19 protein-coding genes are annotated in these 18940 nt (G+C 29.8%); 13 read left to right on the plus strand and 6 right to left on the minus strand.

Features of this window, described 5'->3' with window-relative positions:
* The first annotated feature begins 101 nt into the window (after positions 1 to 101).
* The 6 genes from hydF (at position 102) to OB7_RS04120 (ending at position 5434) form a co-directional block, all read left to right on the plus strand.
* The gene (gene hydF, locus OB7_RS04095) at positions 102 to 1301 is read left to right on the plus strand and encodes a [FeFe] hydrogenase H-cluster maturation GTPase HydF (protein ID WP_004102027.1); all 1200 of its coding nucleotides are present in this window, start codon (positions 102 to 104) and stop codon (positions 1299 to 1301) included.
* The gene (locus tag OB7_RS04100; protein WP_004102025.1) at positions 1298 to 2662 is read left to right on the plus strand and encodes an aspartate ammonia-lyase; all 1365 of its coding nucleotides are present in this window, start codon (positions 1298 to 1300) and stop codon (positions 2660 to 2662) included. The genes hydF and OB7_RS04100 overlap by 4 nt, the downstream gene beginning before the upstream one ends.
* 103 nt (positions 2663 to 2765) lie before the next feature.
* Positions 2766 to 3707, plus strand: coding sequence for a hypothetical protein (locus OB7_RS04105; RefSeq protein ID WP_012580260.1), 942 nt, complete (start codon positions 2766 to 2768; stop codon positions 3705 to 3707).
* A 15-nt stretch (positions 3708 to 3722) separates the two neighbouring features.
* On the plus strand, positions 3723 to 4085 hold the full coding sequence (locus tag OB7_RS04110; protein WP_012580259.1) for a GntR family transcriptional regulator: 363 nt from the start codon (positions 3723 to 3725) through the stop codon (positions 4083 to 4085).
* On the plus strand, positions 4072 to 4638 hold the full coding sequence (locus OB7_RS04115; RefSeq protein WP_004102008.1) for a hypothetical protein: 567 nt from the start codon (positions 4072 to 4074) through the stop codon (positions 4636 to 4638). Before OB7_RS04110 ends, OB7_RS04115 begins: the two co-directional genes overlap by 14 nt.
* On the plus strand, positions 4625 to 5434 hold the full coding sequence (locus OB7_RS04120; RefSeq protein WP_114702599.1) for an ABC transporter ATP-binding protein: 810 nt from the start codon (positions 4625 to 4627) through the stop codon (positions 5432 to 5434). The genes OB7_RS04115 and OB7_RS04120 overlap by 14 nt, the downstream gene beginning before the upstream one ends.
* A 54-nt stretch (positions 5435 to 5488) precedes the next feature.
* Here OB7_RS04120 and OB7_RS04125 read toward each other — a convergent pair whose 3' ends face one another.
* Together OB7_RS04125 and OB7_RS04130 are read right to left on the minus strand one after the other, a co-directional pair.
* Positions 5489 to 6331, minus strand: a complete 843-nt coding sequence (locus OB7_RS04125; protein ID WP_004102004.1) for a DUF4438 domain-containing protein — start codon at positions 6329 to 6331, stop codon at positions 5489 to 5491.
* Between the two features lie 13 nt (positions 6332 to 6344).
* The gene (locus tag OB7_RS04130) at positions 6345 to 7658 is read right to left on the minus strand and encodes an MATE family efflux transporter (protein WP_004102002.1); all 1314 of its coding nucleotides are present in this window, start codon (positions 7656 to 7658) and stop codon (positions 6345 to 6347) included.
* Positions 7659 to 7790: 132 nt separating this feature from the next.
* Here OB7_RS04130 and OB7_RS09980 point away from each other — a divergent pair, with 132 nt between their 5' ends.
* The 4 genes from OB7_RS09980 (at position 7791) to OB7_RS04155 (ending at position 12521) form a co-directional block, all read left to right on the plus strand.
* The gene (locus OB7_RS09980) at positions 7791 to 8855 is read left to right on the plus strand and encodes a lysophospholipid acyltransferase family protein (RefSeq protein ID WP_249031012.1); all 1065 of its coding nucleotides are present in this window, start codon (positions 7791 to 7793) and stop codon (positions 8853 to 8855) included.
* Positions 8836 to 10170: a sodium/glutamate symporter family protein gene (locus OB7_RS04145; RefSeq protein ID WP_114702600.1), complete on the plus strand. Its 1335-nt coding sequence runs from the start codon at positions 8836 to 8838 to the stop codon at positions 10168 to 10170. The genes OB7_RS09980 and OB7_RS04145 overlap by 20 nt, the downstream gene beginning before the upstream one ends.
* Before the next feature lie 132 nt (positions 10171 to 10302).
* Entirely contained in the window at positions 10303 to 11334 is a 1032-nt protein-coding gene (tdh, locus tag OB7_RS04150; RefSeq protein WP_114702601.1) for an L-threonine 3-dehydrogenase, read from the plus strand.
* A gap of 11 nt (positions 11335 to 11345) precedes the next feature.
* Positions 11346 to 12521: a glycine C-acetyltransferase gene (locus tag OB7_RS04155; protein WP_004101993.1), complete on the plus strand. Its 1176-nt coding sequence runs from the start codon at positions 11346 to 11348 to the stop codon at positions 12519 to 12521.
* 32 nt (positions 12522 to 12553) lie between these two features.
* Here the strand turns inward: OB7_RS04155 and OB7_RS04160 are convergent, their stop codons facing one another.
* Complete coding sequence (locus OB7_RS04160) at positions 12554 to 13246, minus strand: glycerophosphodiester phosphodiesterase family protein (protein WP_012580257.1); 693 nt, start codon at positions 13244 to 13246, stop codon at positions 12554 to 12556.
* Positions 13247 to 13357: 111 nt separating this feature from the next.
* Between OB7_RS04160 and OB7_RS04165 the strand changes: the two genes are divergently transcribed.
* The gene (locus tag OB7_RS04165; protein WP_114702602.1) at positions 13358 to 14869 is read left to right on the plus strand and encodes a GGDEF domain-containing protein; all 1512 of its coding nucleotides are present in this window, start codon (positions 13358 to 13360) and stop codon (positions 14867 to 14869) included.
* On the opposite strand, the gene OB7_RS04170 is transcribed toward OB7_RS04165, so the two are convergent.
* Positions 14870 to 15859, minus strand: coding sequence for an alpha/beta hydrolase (locus OB7_RS04170; protein WP_004101979.1), 990 nt, complete (start codon positions 15857 to 15859; stop codon positions 14870 to 14872).
* Positions 15852 to 16751: an alpha/beta hydrolase family protein gene (locus OB7_RS04175; protein ID WP_012580256.1), complete on the minus strand. Its 900-nt coding sequence runs from the start codon at positions 16749 to 16751 to the stop codon at positions 15852 to 15854. The genes OB7_RS04170 and OB7_RS04175 overlap by 8 nt, the downstream gene beginning before the upstream one ends.
* 38 nt (positions 16752 to 16789) lie before the next feature.
* On the opposite strand from OB7_RS04175, the gene OB7_RS04180 reads away from it, so the two are divergent.
* The gene (locus OB7_RS04180) at positions 16790 to 17227 is read left to right on the plus strand and encodes a methylated-DNA--[protein]-cysteine S-methyltransferase (RefSeq protein ID WP_004101975.1); all 438 of its coding nucleotides are present in this window, start codon (positions 16790 to 16792) and stop codon (positions 17225 to 17227) included.
* Complete coding sequence (locus OB7_RS04185; protein ID WP_004101971.1) at positions 17182 to 17766, plus strand: nucleotidyltransferase family protein; 585 nt, start codon at positions 17182 to 17184, stop codon at positions 17764 to 17766. The genes OB7_RS04180 and OB7_RS04185 overlap by 46 nt, the downstream gene beginning before the upstream one ends.
* Here the strand turns inward: OB7_RS04185 and OB7_RS04190 are convergent.
* The gene (locus tag OB7_RS04190) at positions 17757 to 18914 is read right to left on the minus strand and encodes an MFS transporter (protein WP_249031013.1); all 1158 of its coding nucleotides are present in this window, start codon (positions 18912 to 18914) and stop codon (positions 17757 to 17759) included. The two genes, OB7_RS04185 and OB7_RS04190, sit on opposite strands and share 10 nt — an antisense overlap.
* Positions 18915 to 18940: the final 26 nt, after the last annotated feature.

An 18940-nucleotide genomic window follows, 5' to 3' on the forward strand; every position in this document is an offset into this window, starting at 1 on the left:
ATTCTATTCTAATTTAATTTGTTTTGCCTATTCATTGTTTTAGCATTTTCTGATATAATTATTAACGACAATAGCTGTTAGTTTAAAAAAGGGGTGAACAAATGATAGCAAGTGGAGGATTTAGAAAATATATAGCAATTACAGGAAGAAGAAATGTTGGAAAATCATCTTTTATGAACGCACTTATTGGACAAGATGTTTCAATAGTTAGCAACGTAGCAGGGACAACTACCGATCCTGTATTTAAAAGCATGGAACTTTCTCCAATTGGCCCTGTTACTTTAATAGATACTCCTGGACTTGACGATATTGGAGAACTTGGTCAAAAAAGAATTGAAAAAGCAAAAAAAACTTTATATAGAGCAGATTGTGGAATACTAATAGTTGACAGTCAACCAAAAGAATATGAACACCAAATAGTAGAAATTTTCAAACAATTAGAAATCCCATATATTATTGTTATTAATAAAATAGACACAATAAACAGTGATGAAGTTGAAGAAACGTATAAAAAATTTAATGTACCAATAGTTAAAGTTTCCGCCTTAAAAAAGATAGGTTTTGAAAATATTGGAAATGTAATAGATTCTGTAATTCCTAAAGATGATGAAATTCCATATCTTTCTGATTTAATAGATGGGGGAGATCTTGTAGTTTTGGTAGTTCCAATAGATCTGGGAGCACCAAAGGGAAGGTTAATTATGCCACAAGTGCACGCAATAAGAGAAGGTTTGGATAAGGAAGCATTAGTTCTTGTTGTCAAAGAAAGAGAATTAAGATATGCACTTGAAAACATAGGAATGAAGCCAAAGATTGTGGTAACTGATTCTCAAAGTGTAATGAAAGTAGTTTCTGATGTACCTGAAGAAATAAAACTTACAACGTTTTCTATACTTGAATCAAGATACAGAGGTGATCTAAATTATTTTGTAGAAAGTGTAAAGCATATTGAAAACTTAAAAGACGGAGATAAAGTAATAATTATGGAAGGTTGTACCCATAGACCACTTACAGAAGATATTGGAAGAGTTAAGATCCCAAGATGGCTTACAAATCATACCGGCGCAGCACTTGAATTTAAAGTGTGGGCTGGTGTTGATATGCCTGAATTAAATGAAATAGAAGATGCAAAGCTTGTTATACACTGCGGAGGATGTGTAATGAACAGGAATTCAATGATGAGAAGAGTTAGGATGTTTAAAAGGTTAGGTATTCCAATGACAAATTATGGTGTTGCAATTTCATACCTTCACGGTGTTTTAGAAAGGGCTTTAAGTCCATTTAAGGATGTGGAAATATGAGAGAAGAAAAAGACTATCTTGGCAAAGTCGAAATTGAAGATGACAAACTATACGGTATAAGCTCCTACAGAGCACATAAACTTTTTCCAGAAACGGGCGAAAAATTTGATGAAAGATTCATCTGGGCATATTTTATGATAAAAAAGGCAGCTGCAACATTAAATAAAGAATTAGGATACTTAGATTCAAATATTGCAGATGCAATAATTTCAACATGTGATGAATGGAAAACTTTAAAAGATCATATTATTGTTGATCCTCTTTCAGGTGGCGCTGGTACATCGGTTAACATGAATATCAATGAAGTAATTGCAAACAGAGCTTCACAACTTTTAAATAAAGAAATTGGTTATGTAAAACCAATTGAACATGTTAACCTTCACCAATCAACCAATGATACATTTGTAACAGCGGGTAAAATTGCCATAATTGTAAGACTTAGGGAATTAATAGATCAAATAATTAAGCTTCAAGAAATAATTCAAGCAAAAGAAAAAGAATTCTACAGAATAAGAAAAGTTGGAAGAACACAATTAATGGATGGCCCACCAATAATGCTTGGTCAGGAATTTGGAGCATGGGCAGATGCACTTGCAAGAGATAGGTGGAGATTAAACAAAGTGGAAGAAAGAATAAGAAACGTAAATATTGGAGGCACTGCAATAGGTACTGGAATAGGAGCTCCAAAAAATTACGTATTAAAAATAGTTAATGTACTCAGAGAAATATGTAATGTGAAAATTGCAAAAGCTGATAATCTAATCGATGCAACTCAAAATATGGATGTTTTTTCTGAAATTCACGGTCTTTTAAAGGCTCTTTCAGTAAACCTATACAAAATTTCTAATGATATTAGGTTACTTAGTAGTGGGCCAAATACTTCAATAGGAGAATTAATTCTTCCAAAAGTTCAAATTGGAAGTTCTATAATGCCGGGAAAAAATAATCCGGTAGTACCTGAATATGTTATGCAAATTTCATTAGTTGTTTTCTCACACGATAGTATGATAAACCACGCAAGTGCGCTTGGAAATCTTGAACTCAATCAATTTTCACCTTTAATTGTTCACTATACATTAAAATCAATTAATTTGTTAAAAAATGCATGTTATTCTCTTTCAAATTACATTGAAAACATTAAGGCAAACGAAGAAAGATGCAGAGAAAATCTTGAAAAATCTATATCAAACCTTACCCCACTTATAAATATATTTGGGTATAATGAAGTTTCACAGGCAGTAAAAGAATCAAATTACGATGTTGATAAAGCAATAAAATTATTATCAGAAAAATTTTCTATTTCAGTTGAAGATATTAAAAAGAAAATAAATCCAGATAACCTCACAAAATTAGGGTTTTAAAATTTTTAAATCAAATTTTTAATAAATTATTTGATTTTTTTGTTTTGTGTGTTATACTTTTATAGAACACTATATATTTATAACAAAAAAGGGGGTTAAATGTATGAAGTTTTTTAATAGCTATCCTACTTTTTCCAAATTAATTCTAGTCTTAGTTATTGGGCTACTATCATTTTTAATACCACTTTGGACCATTAAGATAATTTTGTTCATAGTGGGATTATTTATTTTTTCTACTATCTTAAAAAAAGGAAAGATTGTATTTTTTATATTAGTCTTCATATTTTCTATACCCTTTATATCGGCAAAAAGATTTTCAACTAATTTTTTTGAATTCTACAACTTTTTTGGAAATTTTGAAGTAAGTTCAAATGAAAAATATATTATTCAACCTGATAAGAAGCAATTCCCAATATACAGTGATATAACAATAAACATTAAAAATCAAAATGGAGTAATTATTGAGCTAGTAGATGGAGATTCTATAGAATTTCCATCAAAGCTTAATTTAATAACAGACAATAAAAAAATTGAAATTAACAATTATGGGTATTTTTCAAAAAATTATTATTTTGTAATCAAAATAGGAACTAAAGACCTTAAAAACTTAAAAATTTCTGCAACAAAAATTGAAATAAACGGAAAAGCAAAACTTGATAATCTAATTTTGAATGGTACTGCCATTAACATGAAAAACTGTTCAATAGAAAGTGAATATCTGCACGTATCTGGTACAGCTATTAATTTATCCGATTTTTTCATAGGAAATTACGCTTATATCGATGGAACAGCTCTTAATTTTTCTGGAACATTTGATTTTCAACAAATAAAAATAGATGGTACAAGTATAAATATAAATTTAAATATTGGCAAATTAAATAAAGAAACAATAATAGATGGTACTGCTATTAATGCAACTATAAATTTTCTTTCAGATAATCCAAAAATTCTAAATATTGATGGTACAAGCGGCACTGTAAAAGTGAAAAATTATGAAAGTGCAACTATAAACGTTGATGGTCCAAAAATTATCTTAGAAAAATAGTATGGAGTGATTCTTATGCTAAGACCTGTTGATAAACACAGTGGGATACCATCTTACATTCAAATTGTTAATATGATTAAGGCTGAAATACTTCTTGGAAAAATAAATCCAGGCGAGCAACTATTGCCTGTTAGAAAATTAAAAGAAATTTTTCAGGTAAATATAAATACAGTTTTAAAAGCACTTGAAAAACTTAAACTTGAAGGGTACATAACTTCTGAACAAGGAATTGGCTATTTTGTAAGTAAAGAGCTTCAAATTGCTCCAACTATAATGGCAGAGGTAAAAGAGGCTATAAAAAAACTTAAAAGCACAAAAATAGACCTTAATACTTTGTTTATAATCCTCGAGGAGGTGTGGAAAGATGAAAAAGATTGAAAATCTCTTTGAAATTACTCTAAAAGAAAAAAGTGGCGGATGGTTTTTCTGGTTTTTTCTTCTATTTATACCACATTTAAATCTTTTTTCAATATTTTTCATATCCAATTTGCTACTTGCATCAAAAATAAAGAATAAGAAAGACAAATCTTTTTATTACCTTCCATTTACAAAAAAAGACGTTTTCTTTATTTTATACTTTTTCTTAATTCTTTTAATTTTTTCAACTTCATTTTTTAATTCACTATTGATTTCCAGATACTCATTAAAATATATATTAAGTCCACTAATATTTTCCACAGCAATTTATTCTATAGGTATAATAGCATCGTCTCTAAATGGAGATAATTTTGCAATTACTATACTTTTCATTATCTTTGATGCAATACTTTCAAATCTAGGTTCATCACATCTAGGTGCTAATTTCAATCCTTACATTTTAATTAGTCCAATAAGGCAAGAAAGTTTAATAGGCTCAATATTATTTTCTTTGGCATTATTATTTATTGCATTTAAATTATATGTAGGTGGTGAAAGCTATGTTAAAAATTGAAAATTTAAAAAAGTCTTTCAAAAATAAATTCGTTCTAAATAACGTTTCTTTAGAAGTAGAAGAAGGTGAAATTCTTGCACTAATAGGTCCAAATGGTGTTGGAAAAACAACAACACTAAATTGTATTTCGTTTGTTATAAAAAAAGATGGTGGAAAAATAATATTAGACGATCAAGAATTTACTGAAGAAGAAAAATATAAAATATCATACGTTCCAGAAGATAGAGTCTTTTTTCAAAATTTAACAGGAAAAGATTATCAAAAAATTTGGTCATCTATTTATCCTGAATGGAACGAAAATGTATTTCAAAAATTTATTACAAAATACAATCTTGATTTAAATCAAAAGGTTGAAAAATATTCACAAGGAATGAAAACATTATTTCTTGTGGGACTTTCTGTGTCAACTAATGCAGATATATTACTTTTAGATGAACCAACCCAACATCTTGACCCTACAATAAGACTTGAAATAATGAAAATAATTCGAAATTATGCTGACCTTGGAAAATATGTTATTATTTCATCACATGAAATCTTTGAAATAGAAGAGTACGCAGATAAAATTGCTATTATTAAATCCGGTGAGGTTATTTACAAAGATTACATCGATGATGCTAAAGAAAAACACAAAATAATAGATTCAGAAGAAAAAATAACCTCTGGAGAAGTTATAGGACTTGTAGGTGACAAAATTCTTATAAAAACAGATGAAGAAATTGGTAGGTATCCAAAATTAAATGAAATAGTTGTAGGGTATTTAAACAGTAAAAATAAAGTTGATATTTTCAAATAAAACAATGCAAAGACTTCTGAGATATTTAAGTTATCTCAGAAGTCTTTTTTATATCTAAAATAATTCTTTAATATTCATGTGAGTTACCTTTTTTGGAACAATTAAATCCTTAGCAGATGTCATAATAACAACTATACCAGGCCCATGTCCTGTTTGTACACAATTTGAATGTACAACTACTCCAATAGATATTGCTCCTTTTCTAAAACCTCCAACCCCAAAACCGCTATAATGATCTTTGATTGCTACTATATCTCCAATTTTTACCTTATCAATTCCATACCTTTTTATTTCTTCCATATCATGAGTATTTATATCATAGTCGGTTCCTGCAGGATTTGAAGAGCCTATTCCTGAACCGGTAAGATGCGCTGGAATTTCTGCAGTAACAGGAACTATTAATTTCCCATCTTTTTCTTCAATTGGTAATTTTTCAAATAGCTCTGGATCAATATTAAATACTTTTACTTCAGGATAATCTAAAAGTTCTAAACCTTGACCCCAAGCTTTGATTTGGATCTTATCTCCTACTCTCAGCTTTTCTTTTTCTGGAAAATAGACTAAAATATGGTTAATTCCACCATGCTTACCTATCACAAATCCTTTCATTCCTTTAGCATCACCAGAAATAACCTCTGCTTCATTTCCTATACAAGCCAAGGTCATACAAGTTGAATTAAGCTTGTCGTTACTATTTTTAGTTGAAACATCCGGTTCAATATGATCACCATGCATTTTAAATGCATTATCACCCAATCCAAAATTATAGGTTATACCACCAACGCCAGGAAAATAAAATGCATTCCCTTCGCCATCGAGAACAGGCGTTCTAACTACAGGATGCGCTACTTCAACCATTATCGAAAGCTTAACTACTTTTTCTTTATTAGTAATCATTTTTGCCACCTCCCTACACTCTTTTATATTTCCAATCACCTTTCTTGTAGAAATAGATCGCTATTAAAAATTCTGCTATATCTCCAAATGTAAATGATAGCCATAACCATATAATTGATAATTTTAGTATATATGAAAAAATGTACATAAGTGGGATCTGAACAATCCATCTTGAGAAAAGACTCATGAAAAAATATGGCATATTATATCCTGAACCAGTAAAAACAATGCTTATACCAATACCATATCCAAGAAAAACTAATCCTATTACACTATATCTTAAAAACAATACCCCTATATCTATTATCTCACTTTCTTTTGTAAACAATTGCATCATTTCTGGGGCAAATACAACTATGAGAATTACAAAAATAAATGTCAAAGTAGCTGTAAGCCATCCGGACACTTTAGCAACTTTTTCTGCACGTTCTACCTTCTCAGCACCAAGTGTTTGACCAATTATTGCAGATCCTCCCATTAAAAGTCCCATCAGTGGCATGAATAAAAATCCAAAAATTCTCCCACCAATTGTATATGCTGAAACTGCTGTTGTACCATACCTGGAAACAAAATAAAGTATTATCGCTCCAGACATATTTCTCATAAAAACCTCAAACCCATTTGGCAAACCTATAGTTATAAGCTTTTTATCAATCTCCCAATTAAGTTTAAATAAACCTTTTATTGAAGGTTTAATATTTTCAATGCCACTAAACAAGAAATAAAAACCTATCAAAAATGCAACCGTTTGAGAAACAATAGTTGCCCATGCAGCACCAGAAACACCTAAATTCAAACCTTTTAATCCTAAAATCGGAACCTTTTCAAACATAAAAATAGGGTCCAAAATTATATTCAATATACTCGACAAAATCATCAGATTCATCGGTGTCTTTGAATCTCCAATACTCCTTAAAGCAGTATTCACAGAATATGATGAAAACATAATAGGCAAGAAAAATATTCTTATATATCCGTATTCAATTCCTAGACTTATAACTTCATTTTCTTCTGAAAATAATCCCAATATTGGCTTTAAAAAAACATAAAGGAAAAAACTCCCTAATAGTGCTACTAAAAATTTAAATGTTATAGTCTGTTCTATAGCCAAATTAGTCCTCTTGTAGTCTTTTTTTCCAAAACTTTGTGAAATCAGAGAAATTGAACTTACTCCAATAACTTCATTTAATGCTTCAACAACCCAAAAAACTGTCGAGAAAATCCCTACACCTGCAATTGCCTCTGATGATATTTTTCCAATCCAAAAAAGATCAACAACATCATAAAACATCTGGAAAGAAAAGCCAATTGCAGTGGGAAGTCCCATAACTAAAATTTGTTTTAATATATTTCCCCTTGTTAGGTCTTTTGCTGGAATATTTTCACCTCCTGCAAATGATTATAACATTTAATATGATATAATTCTAAATGCTAACAAAATATATAGGAGGAAAAATATATGCATCCTATATGGTATTTAAGAATTCCTCTCGGATATTTAATTAAAAAACGATACAATCTTGAAATACTTGGAAGCTTTCCAAAACCTCCATTTTTATTAATTGCAAATCACACGCACAACTTTGATCCTTTATTTATAAGCACATTTCTAAAGAACCCTATATATTGGATAGTTGCAAAAGGTACGTTTGAAAAACCAATACTTGGTCCTCTATTTAAATCCATGAACTTTATTCCTAAACAAAAAGGAGAACCTGATGTAAGTACAATACGAAAAATACTCAAAAATCTAAAAGAAAATAAGATTGTGGGAATATTTCCCGAAGGTTCAATAACATGGGATGGAAACTTTCAGGAAATGCCACCTGGCACAGACAAACTATTAAACATAGTAAAAGTTCCAATTGTTGCTGTAAAAATAATGGGAGGATATCTAACAAAACCCAGATGGGCAAATTTTGAGAGAAAAGGTAAAATAATACTTAATGTGCAAACCTTTGACGACAGCCGTGCCCTAGATTTTATTAAACACAACGAATGGGAATGGCAAAAGGTACAAAAAATAAAATTTAAAGGTAAAAGCCTAGCAAGTGGAATTGAAAGAATTCTATGGTTTTGCCCAAAATGTCATGCTTTCAAAAGTATTAGTTCAAATGGTAATAAAGCAATTTGTAAAAACTGTAATAGTTCATTTATAGTAGATGAGTTTGGCTATATAAACAACCAAACTGTTGAAAAAATACTTAAAGAACAAGTTGAAATATTAGACAAACGTTTTAAAGAAATAAATACTATTAAAAATGTAAAAATAATTATTAGAGACAAAAAAACAAACAAATTGCACGCAATTAAAAAGGGAGACTTACTCATTTCAAATGCAGAATTATCTATAAAGGATTTATATTTAGAATTTTCTCATATTAAAGGTGTAACAACTTTCTTAAAAAAATTTACAGAATTTATTTATAATTCAAATTATGTGGTAAGGATAAAAAGTGAAAACGAAAGCCTATTATTATACCACATACTAAGGAGGTATCTACATGTTTACAGCAACGGTTAATACATTTTTCATAATTTCTATATTATATGCAATTGCTATACTTTTAAAAAGATTTATTCCCCTTTTAAGAAAAATCATCATTCCAAATTCAATTTTAGCAGGTTTTTTGGGATTTTTACTAGGTCCAAATTTGCTTAATATAGTAAAAATTGATGTAGATTTTCTTGGAAAAATCATATATCACCTTATGGCCATTGGATTTATAGCGTTAGCTCTTAGAAAAGTTGAAAAAAACGGTCAAAAAGGTTATTTAGGTGCTGGGTTAATAATAGTAGGAACATACCTTTTCCAAGGTATTTTAGGAGTTTCATTAGGTTTTCTAATCAATTTATTTGACAAAGATTTTTCTCCTGCAATTGGATATCTAATACCATTGGGTTTTGGACAAGGCCCAGGACAAGCTTATTCAATAGGAATGCAATGGGAAACTCTTGGTCTCCACAGTGGAAGTTCGATAGGTCTTGCAATTGCAGCTGCCGGCTTTGGATGGGCCACAGTAGGTGGATTGGTTATACTTAACATTTTATTAGTAAAATGGAAAAAATCGCATCAAAGAACTTTAATTGAAAAGAAGGCTATAGAAGTAAGGGACTATGAATTTTCAGATATGGATGGAATGACAATTCAAATGGTAATTATAGGAATTGTATATTTTATTACATTCATACTTTTGAAAATAATAGAAGGTGTATTATCTCCACTTGGAAATACAGGACGAACTTTTTCAACTGTTCTTTGGGGTTTCCACTTTGTTATTGGTGCAATTGTTGCAATGGTTTTTAGAAAACTATACGATAAATTGAAAGCTAAAAATATTGCAAAAGAAAACTATCTAAATAATTTTCTTTTGCAAAGAATAGCCGGTGTAGTTTTTGATTTTATGGTTACCGCTTCAATTAGTGCCGTAGTTTTAGCAAAAATCCAAAAAGAATTTTGGGGAATTTTTATACTAACATTTGCTGCAGGTATTTTAACTTATTTCTTTGTAATGATGCTGACAAAGAAAGTCTTTACAAAAAATGAAGTAGAAAACAGAATTGCATTTTTTGGTATGCTTACTGGAACAATTTCTACAGGTATGGCCCTTTTAAGAGAAGTAGACCCTGCGTTAGAATCAGGTGCATCAGAAAATTTAGTTTTTGGAAGTGGCTTTTCAATGTTAGTTGGAGTTCCTCTAATTGCTATACTTAACTTCCCTGCTTTTGCTATCTCAAATCAAAAAAATATCTTAAATCTTTACGGTTTAATTGCAATGATTTTATATGGTCTTTTATTACTAGTCATAGGAAAGCTATTTTTAAGGTCCAAAAACTAAATAAACTAAGTAAAAACAGCGACATATTTAATTTAAAAAGAATAATTTCACATAACAACCTACCATGTTTATTTACTTTATTTAACATAAGTTATATAATTTAACTGGATGTTAATTGAAAGGAGGATAAATATGAAAGCCATTTTAAAAGAAACAGCAGGTCCTGGTTTTGTAATGAAAGAAGTTCCAAAGCCAGATAAATTAGGTCCAAGAGAAGTTTTAGTGAAAATTAGGCGTGCTTCTATATGTGGAACTGATGTCCATATATACAAATGGGATGAATGGTCTCAATCGAGAATAAATCCACCACTAATAGTTGGTCACGAAATGGCAGGTGAAGTTGTTGCAATTGGTGAAGCTGTAACTCAAGTAAAGGTTGGAGATCTAGTATCTGCAGAAACCCACATTCCTTGCGAGCATTGCGTGCAATGTAAAACTGGAAGAATGCATGTATGTAAAAACCTAGAAATTTTAGGTGTTGATAGAAATGGGGTTTTTACAGAATATGCGATCATTCCCGAAACAGTACTCTGGAGATTTTCAAAAGAAATTCCATTAGATTATGCATCGGTTATGGAACCATTCGGGAATGCAATTCATACAGCCCTTGTAACAGATCTTACAGGAAAAAAAGTTTTGATTACCGGTGCTGGACCAATAGGTTTAATGGCAATACAGGTAGCAAAGGCATCAGGTGCAAGTCTTGTTATAACCAGTGAAGTTGATCCAAATAGAATTCAAATGGCAAAGGAAAACGGTGCAGATATTGTAATTAATCCAGCAGAGCAAGATTTAGTAAAAAGTATATATACAATAACAGATGATGGAGTAGACATATTACTTGAAATGAGCGGAAATAAAAAGGCTTTAGAGGATGGATTAAAATGTGTAACGATGGGAGGAGAAGCTTCATTACTTGGAATTTTTGGTGGTAGCATCGATATCAATCTAGATTCTCTTGTCATAATGAGAGGAATCACTATTTATGGAATCACAGGAAGAAAAATGTTTGATACATGGAAGGTTGCAGATGAGCTTTTAAGAAGTAAAAAGGTTGACCTTTCAAAAGTTGTTACTCATGTTCTTCCATTTGAAGATTGGGAAAAAGGCTTTGAATTAATGTTAAACAAACAATGTGGAAAAGTTGTTTTAAATCTTGATTAGGGGGTGTAAGTATGTTTGATTACTCTATTTTTTCAAAAGAGCTTGAAAATTTAAAAGAACAAGGTCTTTATACATACATTAAAACTCTTGAGTCACCACAGGGTGCATGGTTAACAATAAATGGCAAAAAAGTACTAAATTTGTGCTCAAACAACTATTTAGGATTTGCAAACGAAGAACGTCTTAAAAAGGCAGCAATAGAAGCAATTGAAAAGTGGGGCGTTGGTCCTGGTGCAGTAAGAACCATTGCAGGTACTTTCTCCTTGCACAACGAACTTGAAAAAACTCTTGCCGAGTTTAAAAAAGTAGAAGCTACAATATTCTTACAATCAGGATTTGTTGCAAACCAAGCTGTTATTCCTGCAATTACTAATGAAGAAGATGCAATATTGTCAGATGAACTTAACCATGCAAGTATAATAGATGGAGTAAGACTTTCCAAGGCAAAAAGATACGTATGGAAGCACAGAGACGTTAAAGACCTCGAGGAAAAATTAAAAGAAGCAAAGGACGCAAGAAGAAAGCTAATTATTACCGATGGTGTATTTAGTATGGATGGAGATCTTGCTCCACTTCCAGAAATTGTTGAGCTTGCTGAAAAGTACAATGCAATGGTCATGGTAGATGATGCCCACGGTGAAGGAGTGCTTGGAAGCCACGGAAGAGGAATTGTGGATCACTTTGGACTTCATGGACGTGTTGATATAGAAATCGGAACATTATCAAAGGCATTTGGTGTACTAGGAGGATACGTAGCAGGTAAAAAGGAACTTATTGATTATCTTAAACAAAAAGCAAGACCATTCTTGTTCAGTAGTCCACTATCACCTGCCGATACAGCAGCAGCACTTGAAGCTACAAAAATCCTTCAAGAATCAGATGACAGGGTAAAAAGACTTTGGGATAATGCAAAATATTTCAAAGAAGAAATGAAAAAATTAGGATTTGACACAGGAGAAAGTGAAACACCTATAACACCAGTTATGTTGTACGATGCAAAATTATCCACTAACTTTAGTAAAGAACTTTTTGAAGAAGGAATCTTTGCACAATCAATAGGATATCCAACTGTTCCTAAAGGAAAAGCAAGAATAAGAGTAATGATAAGTGCTGTTCACACAAAAGAAGATCTTGACTTTGCACTTGAAAAATTTGAAAAAGTTGGAAAAAAATTAGGTGTTATATAAAGTAGAAAACCTCCGAAGGAAACTTCGGAGGTTTATTTTTTTATATATCCAACCATTTTTTCAACTGAATTTGTAATTATAATATCAGCAAAGTCTTTGATTACCTCTACCTCTTCTATCTTATTCACCGTCCAAAAGACAATCTTTTTTTCTATTTTCTTTAGATATTTTACCAATGAAAAAAATTTCTCTTTATCAATATATAATAAGTCAATTGGAAGATGAGCACTATATATATTATGATTTTCAAAAAGCTCTCTTATATCTTCAAAACTCAAATTTTGGTGTCTTTCGTCAAATAAAAGCCCGAATTTCTCATCTTTATACTTTTCAACACATTTTAATATAATTTCATGTTCAAATGAACTAAAGATTATATCATGTTTTTTATTTTCAATAACGTATTCTACTATTTTTTCTCCCTTTTCTTTATCCTTTATTTCTACATTTATTAATTTTTCTTTCGGCAAAACATTGAATACTTCAATAAGCTCAGGTACTGGTGCTACTTCCTTAATTTCTTTCAAAAAAGATTTTGTTACCTCTAAATCAACATTAAATACCCTTCTTAGATTAGAATCATGCGTTACAACAATTTTCTCATCCAACGTCATATATACATCAAGTTCCACACCATCTGCTCCATAATCAATTGCAGCTTTAAATGAATCAATAGTATTCTCAACATACTTTTCAGGATAACCTCTATGTCCCAAAATCTTCATCCATCTCACCTCTCAATAATAGTTAAAAAAATAAAAAAATACTGTTAAAATAACTACGTAATAAGGGGGTAAGAAAAAATTAAAACATTAATAAAAATTATCTTAACTTTAGTGTTTTCATTTATTTTTGTTTTAGTTTTAATAAATTTATACAATTATTCATTAAAAGTCGAAGGGCTAAAAATCGAAAGTTTTTCCGTTGTCGAAAACTCTAAAAAATACGGTGGAAATTTAAAAATTCCCTTTTTCTTTTTGCTTAAAAAGCCCTCGAAAATTTCTTTAGTAACAAAATTAGATAATGTACCTAAAAATTCATTTCTATATATCCCTCAGATTGATGCTTCTTATATTGAAATATATATTAATGACGTATTAATTAAAAAAATAGGGTATAAAAGCAAAATAGGACACTTTTTTTATTCACCATTTTTAATAACTTTGCCGGATGAATCTAGAGAATTAAAAATAAAAATGTCAGGAACATATGAGCTAGGTATAGACTTTCCAATATTTATAATCCAAGAAAATCAAATTCCAAAATATTGGACATTAAAAATCATAACATTTTATCTAGTAATATTTTTGATGGGAACTCTATTATCACTTTCAATTATATTACTCTTATTCTCTATTAACTCAAAAAGAAACGAAAAGAAATTATTCTTACATTTTACCTTAGCTTCTTTTCTTGGATCAATATGGCTCTTTGATACATTACCACTTCCAATTTTTGATTCATTAGAAAATTTTACTTTATTTAAAAAAATAACTTTAGTTAGTCTTTACCTATCTTTTTCATTTCTTTCAAAAGGTAGTTATATATACTTTAACTACAATGGATTATCTGGTAAGATCTTAACTTTTCTTTATTATCTTTCATGCATTATCTTAATGTTTTCACCTTCAGTCTACCACACTCACATATTCCATAACTACCTTTCTGTAATTTTTGTCCTTAATGCAGTATTTTTGATTTATCTTTTCTTTAAGTCAAATACAAAAAAATCACTTATTTTACTCTTTATTTTATCATCATTTATTTTGACGGCAATACATGATGTAATTGTTCTAATCTTTGATATCGAAACAAAATTTTTAAGCCCTTTAGGCGTTCTTATACTATTTTTTGTATTTTCGTATATAATTATCTCAAGCTATAAAGAAACTGTAAAAGAAAAACATATATACTATAAAAAAAGTGTTTTTGATAATCTAACCAAAGCATATAATAGAAATATATTTGACTTTGAAAAATTTCATGAATCTGATCTTTTTATATACATCGATATCAACAAACTAAAAGAAATAAATGATACTCTCGGCCATAAATATGGTGATAAAATACTTAAAAAATTCTCGCAAATTGCTTTGAATAACATAAGAAAAGATGATCTACTAATCAGACTTGGTGGTGACGAATTCCTTATTGTCCTTAAAAACTGTTCTAAGAGAAAAGGAAAATTAACAATTAATAGAATACTAAATGAATTTAGAAATAGCGATGAAACTTCACCAACCTTTTCGTGGGGTATAATTCGATACAAAGATTCGCTTGAAAAAACCCTTGAATCCGGAGATCTACTTATGTACAAAATGAAAAATAAATATAAATACAGGAATTAATTATTTTTCTTCAAATTTAATCTTTTCCATTAGACGTGCTTGTCTTCTAAATTCATTTGCATCCATTTCCTTTAAAATAAATCTTGCAAGAAAATATTGAAAAGGCAGCCACGTAACATGTCCGGAGAATATGACATGCCTTCTTGGTTTTCCAAGCATCTCCCACAACATTTTTCTAGTCGATTTTGGCAAAGCTTTATCAAACAAGGCTTCAATAAATATTATTCTTTCAGTTTTTACAAATTTTGCGTATGCAATTGGATCTATTTTCAAAAATGGATGAATATCACTTTGCTGCATTTGCTTTACATTTTCAAATTTTTTCAATTTTTCTATATCTTTTTTAAACCTTTCCAAGAATTCTTCTTTGTGTATTATATCTCCGCCAAATCCTTTTTTCATTTCTCTTCTCATAAAAGCAAGCGTTGGTGAGTACCAAATCAACGTTCCAACATCACCACCGGTTGTCATCAAAATAGTCTTTTTAAAATCATCTGTCAATGAATTTAGTATTACACTTAACATTCCACCAAGGCAAAATCCAAGCAAACAATTATTTTCATGCCACAAATTTAAATTTTTTGCAAAATTTAAAACACTTAATGTATCAACAACAGCATGTTCCCAAAATCTGGTAGCACGTTCAACATCGGTTGAAAAATAATCTTTCCCACTTACCGATTTATCTGCTACTCTTGTAAAATTACCCGGAAGTATTGGAACAATTGTTCTAACTCCTGCATTAGCAAGATGTGTTCCCATCCAAAGTAAAAATGGAATATTACTTGTTCCCAGTCCATGCAGGATCATTAAACTTCCGGCAATATCTTTTTTAGGTTCAAACAAGTAAGTCTCAACTACCTCTGTTCCCTTTTCTGCAAATTTATATTGAGTTGGAAATTTAATAAATGACACTCGAAAATTTTTTGATTTTAGTATATAACCAGATGTATATTCTGGCATTGAAAAATCAAAATCAAAACTAATCATATCCATCACCCTTTAAAAAATCAACTGTTTTTAGTAAAATACTTTTTGTTTTTTCATCTTTCAAAATAAACTCAAATCCATGATCTCCAAATGGATGAAGTAGTAACTTTGCTTTATTTGAAAAACTCCGCAACTTTTTGTACATTTTTACTGAGGAGATATAAGGTACAACCTTATCCTTCATACCGTGGACTAATAATATTGGTACAACACCTTTTTCCACGTAAGAAATAGGCGAATAATATTTGTAAACATCTTTTGATTTGGACGGAAGTCTTTTTAAAGTTGTAGAAACTGCAAATCTCGCAAATAAAGATTCACTCTTCCATATATCTAGTAAATCACAGGGAGAATAATATGAAACTATATTCTCCAGTTTTACTTTATGTTTCAATCCAAAGTATAAAGCAAGATGTCCTCCAGCCGAAAGTCCCATTAAGCTTATTTTTTTAACATTTATATTATTCTTTACAAAATTATATGCATCTGATAAATCTTCCACAAGTTGTTCAATTTCATTTAAAAAACCGTATCTATAATCAATTGTGGCAACTATAAAGCCTTTTGAGACAAGAAATCTATACCATGATACGTTATTAGGTTGCCTTCTATATCCACTAATCCAGCCACCACCATGTGCAAATAAAATAAGATGTTCAGATTTTTCCTTTGGAAAATAAACATCAAGCCACAAATTTTTTTTATATTCAAAAGTTTCTTTCTTGCTCCATGGCTCCTTTTCAAGCTTAAAAGGTAATCTACCAAGTATAGACTTTCTAATAACTGGTATTTGTAATATAAAAATTATTAACAATGTAAGTCCAAAATTTATGAATGATAAAATTATCAAAAAAATGTACACAATATACTTAAAAAAAATTTTTAAATTCATTATATCACCTGGTATAATTATACCAAAGGAGTGAAAAAATGGAAAAAGGAATTGTAAATACTGAAATTGGTTCAATAATTGTATATGTTAAAGACAACAAAGCAATTAAAATTGAATTTAAAAATGAATTTTTAAAAGAAATAGAATTAGGTATATTCACAAGTCAAATAAAAGAATACTTTGAAGGTAAAAGAAAAAAACTTTTGTTTAATGTAGAAATTAATACAGGAAAAACATTTAAAAAAATATGGGATTTTGTAAGAGAAATTCCATATGGTCAAACCATGACATATGGCCAAATAGCAAAAATATTAAATGTAAACCCAAGAGTTGTAGGTTTTGCAATGTCAAAAAATCCATTGCCTATTTACATTCCATGCCATAGAGTTGTTGGGAAAAACGATATACATGGTTTTACTGGAGGAAGAAAATGGAAAGAATATCTTTTGAATTTAGAATCTTCTCAGCAATATTAGCAGCTGGTCAAGGGAAAAGATTCCAAAACAACGTAAAAATTTTACATAATATAAACGGAAAACCTATGCTTCAACACGTCATTGACGTAGTAAAATCTATAAACTTTGAAAAGAACTTTTTAGTAGTTAATCCTCTTTGGAATAAGATTAATCCTCACTTTATAATTCCAAAAAGTTTTACAATTTTAATTAATAAAGAATATGAAAAAGGAATTTCAACTTCTCTAAAATTGTTGATTAAAAACATTATCCCTTTTGAGCCTGATTACATTGCTATCTTTCTAGCAGATATGCCTTATATAAGTACTGATATAGTATATAACATCTTGTCAAAAATTGAAAAAGAAGATAAAATAATTGCCCCTTACTATAAAGATATTAAAGGTTTTCCAACAATAGTTCACAAAAGTTTATTTCAAAATATTTTAAATCTTCAAGGTGATAGTGGTATAAAACAAATAATTTATAAAAATCCAAACTTAGTAAAAAAGATAGAATTTAAAACAGACAAAGTTATAAAAGATATAGATCAACCATAAAATTCTGAATCTTTACCCTTCATTATCCGGTAGAAAACATAAATTACCAATGCATTTACAAAATAAAATATTGAACTTATTAAAAAAATAATAGAATATCCACTTGAGCTTGTGGCTAGCACAGAAAACAACATTGCAGCAAAAGCTCTACTAGTGTTATTTGCAAAGCTTCTTATTCCAGCAGTTGATGCAAGTATACTTTTAGGTAAGTATGATAAAACCAGAGTATTAAATATTGGATTTACCATATTCATTATTGTAAATCTTGCAACATATATAGCTGTAAAGCTTATAGGTTCTCTAACAAAGGAAAGCATTAGTATTAAGATTGGAACAGCAAGATTAGAAAGCATCAATACTTTGGATGCTCCAAATTTCTTTCCTAACTTGTGTGAAAAAGTTGAACCTATACTTGTTCCAAATTGTGCAAGCGCCAATATAAAACCAATTACTGTTGCACTTAAAGCAAATAAATCATAGAATATGACATTTCCAAAGTGAATGAATAGACCTGCACCAAAGCCTACACTAGCAGTTGAAAAAATATAAAATGCAAATATCTTTTTTTGAAATTCATCCATCTTTATTTTTTCTTTTAGAACTACTACTTCATTTATTTTAAGAATTGGAATAAGCGCAAAAATTCTCAATACCATAGACCAAATCATTACATTTCTAAATCCAAAAACATCTCCCAAAAATCCTCCCAATGCATTCCCAAAAACACCTGTCAACATCCTTACTCCAAAATTCATTCCAAAAAATTTAGCTCTATTTTTGTTATGCGTACTTTCAACCAAAAATACATCAGTCAATATCATTATTGCAGAATTAAAGCCACCAAATAAAAAAGAAGTAGCATAAAGCCAAGTCAAATTAACTGGAAATAATCTCATTATCGCAAATAATGCTCCAAGTGGTTGAACAAATAAAAGCATCTTTTTTCTACCGAGTTTATCTGAAAGAATTCCTAAAAACACTGCAAGTATTGCTGAACCCCAAAGATTAAAAGACATTATTTTTCCAATAATGGAGTTATCATAACCAAAATTTTTCAAATATAAATTGAATAGGACTTGATATACATTTCTTGATATACCATTTAAGAATGTATAAAAAACAATTCTTACTGGTGCACTCAAAAACATCAACTCCTAAAGATTAATTCGGTTTA

The sequence above is a fragment of the Thermosipho africanus Ob7 genome, from assembly GCF_003351105.1.
In the GTDB taxonomy this organism is placed as follows: Bacteria; Thermotogota; Thermotogae; order Thermotogales; family Fervidobacteriaceae; genus Thermosipho; species Thermosipho africanus.

Bases quoted from the DNA above. Each gene is read 5' to 3' on its own strand.
- OB7_RS04160 (WP_012580257.1), bottom strand. From the start codon at position 13,246: ATGAAGATTTTGGGACATAGAGGTTATCCTGAAAAGTATGTTGAGAAT.
- hydF (WP_004102027.1), top strand. From the start codon at position 102: ATGATAGCAAGTGGAGGATTTAGAAAATATATAGCAATTACAGGAAGA.
- OB7_RS04185 (WP_004101971.1), top strand. From the start codon at position 17,182: ATGGAAAGAATATCTTTTGAATTTAGAATCTTCTCAGCAATATTAGCA.
- OB7_RS04180 (WP_004101975.1), top strand. From the start codon at position 16,790: ATGGAAAAAGGAATTGTAAATACTGAAATTGGTTCAATAATTGTATAT.
- OB7_RS04190 (WP_249031013.1), bottom strand. From the start codon at position 18,914: ATGTTTTTGAGTGCACCAGTAAGAATTGTTTTTTATACATTCTTAAAT.
- OB7_RS04105 (WP_012580260.1), top strand. From the start codon at position 2,766: ATGAAGTTTTTTAATAGCTATCCTACTTTTTCCAAATTAATTCTAGTC.
- OB7_RS04145 (WP_114702600.1), top strand. From the start codon at position 8,836: ATGTTTACAGCAACGGTTAATACATTTTTCATAATTTCTATATTATAT.
- OB7_RS04110 (WP_012580259.1), top strand. From the start codon at position 3,723: ATGCTAAGACCTGTTGATAAACACAGTGGGATACCATCTTACATTCAA.
- OB7_RS04100 (WP_004102025.1), top strand. From the start codon at position 1,298: ATGAGAGAAGAAAAAGACTATCTTGGCAAAGTCGAAATTGAAGATGAC.
- OB7_RS09980 (WP_249031012.1), top strand. From the start codon at position 7,791: ATGCATCCTATATGGTATTTAAGAATTCCTCTCGGATATTTAATTAAA.
- OB7_RS04115 (WP_004102008.1), top strand. From the start codon at position 4,072: ATGAAAAAGATTGAAAATCTCTTTGAAATTACTCTAAAAGAAAAAAGT.
- OB7_RS04130 (WP_004102002.1), bottom strand. From the start codon at position 7,658: ATGGGACTTCCCACTGCAATTGGCTTTTCTTTCCAGATGTTTTATGAT.
- OB7_RS04120 (WP_114702599.1), top strand. From the start codon at position 4,625: ATGTTAAAAATTGAAAATTTAAAAAAGTCTTTCAAAAATAAATTCGTT.
- OB7_RS04175 (WP_012580256.1), bottom strand. From the start codon at position 16,751: ATGAATTTAAAAATTTTTTTTAAGTATATTGTGTACATTTTTTTGATA.
- OB7_RS04170 (WP_004101979.1), bottom strand. From the start codon at position 15,859: ATGATTAGTTTTGATTTTGATTTTTCAATGCCAGAATATACATCTGGT.
- OB7_RS04125 (WP_004102004.1), bottom strand. From the start codon at position 6,331: ATGATTACTAATAAAGAAAAAGTAGTTAAGCTTTCGATAATGGTTGAA.
- OB7_RS04155 (WP_004101993.1), top strand. From the start codon at position 11,346: ATGTTTGATTACTCTATTTTTTCAAAAGAGCTTGAAAATTTAAAAGAA.
- tdh (WP_114702601.1), top strand. From the start codon at position 10,303: ATGAAAGCCATTTTAAAAGAAACAGCAGGTCCTGGTTTTGTAATGAAA.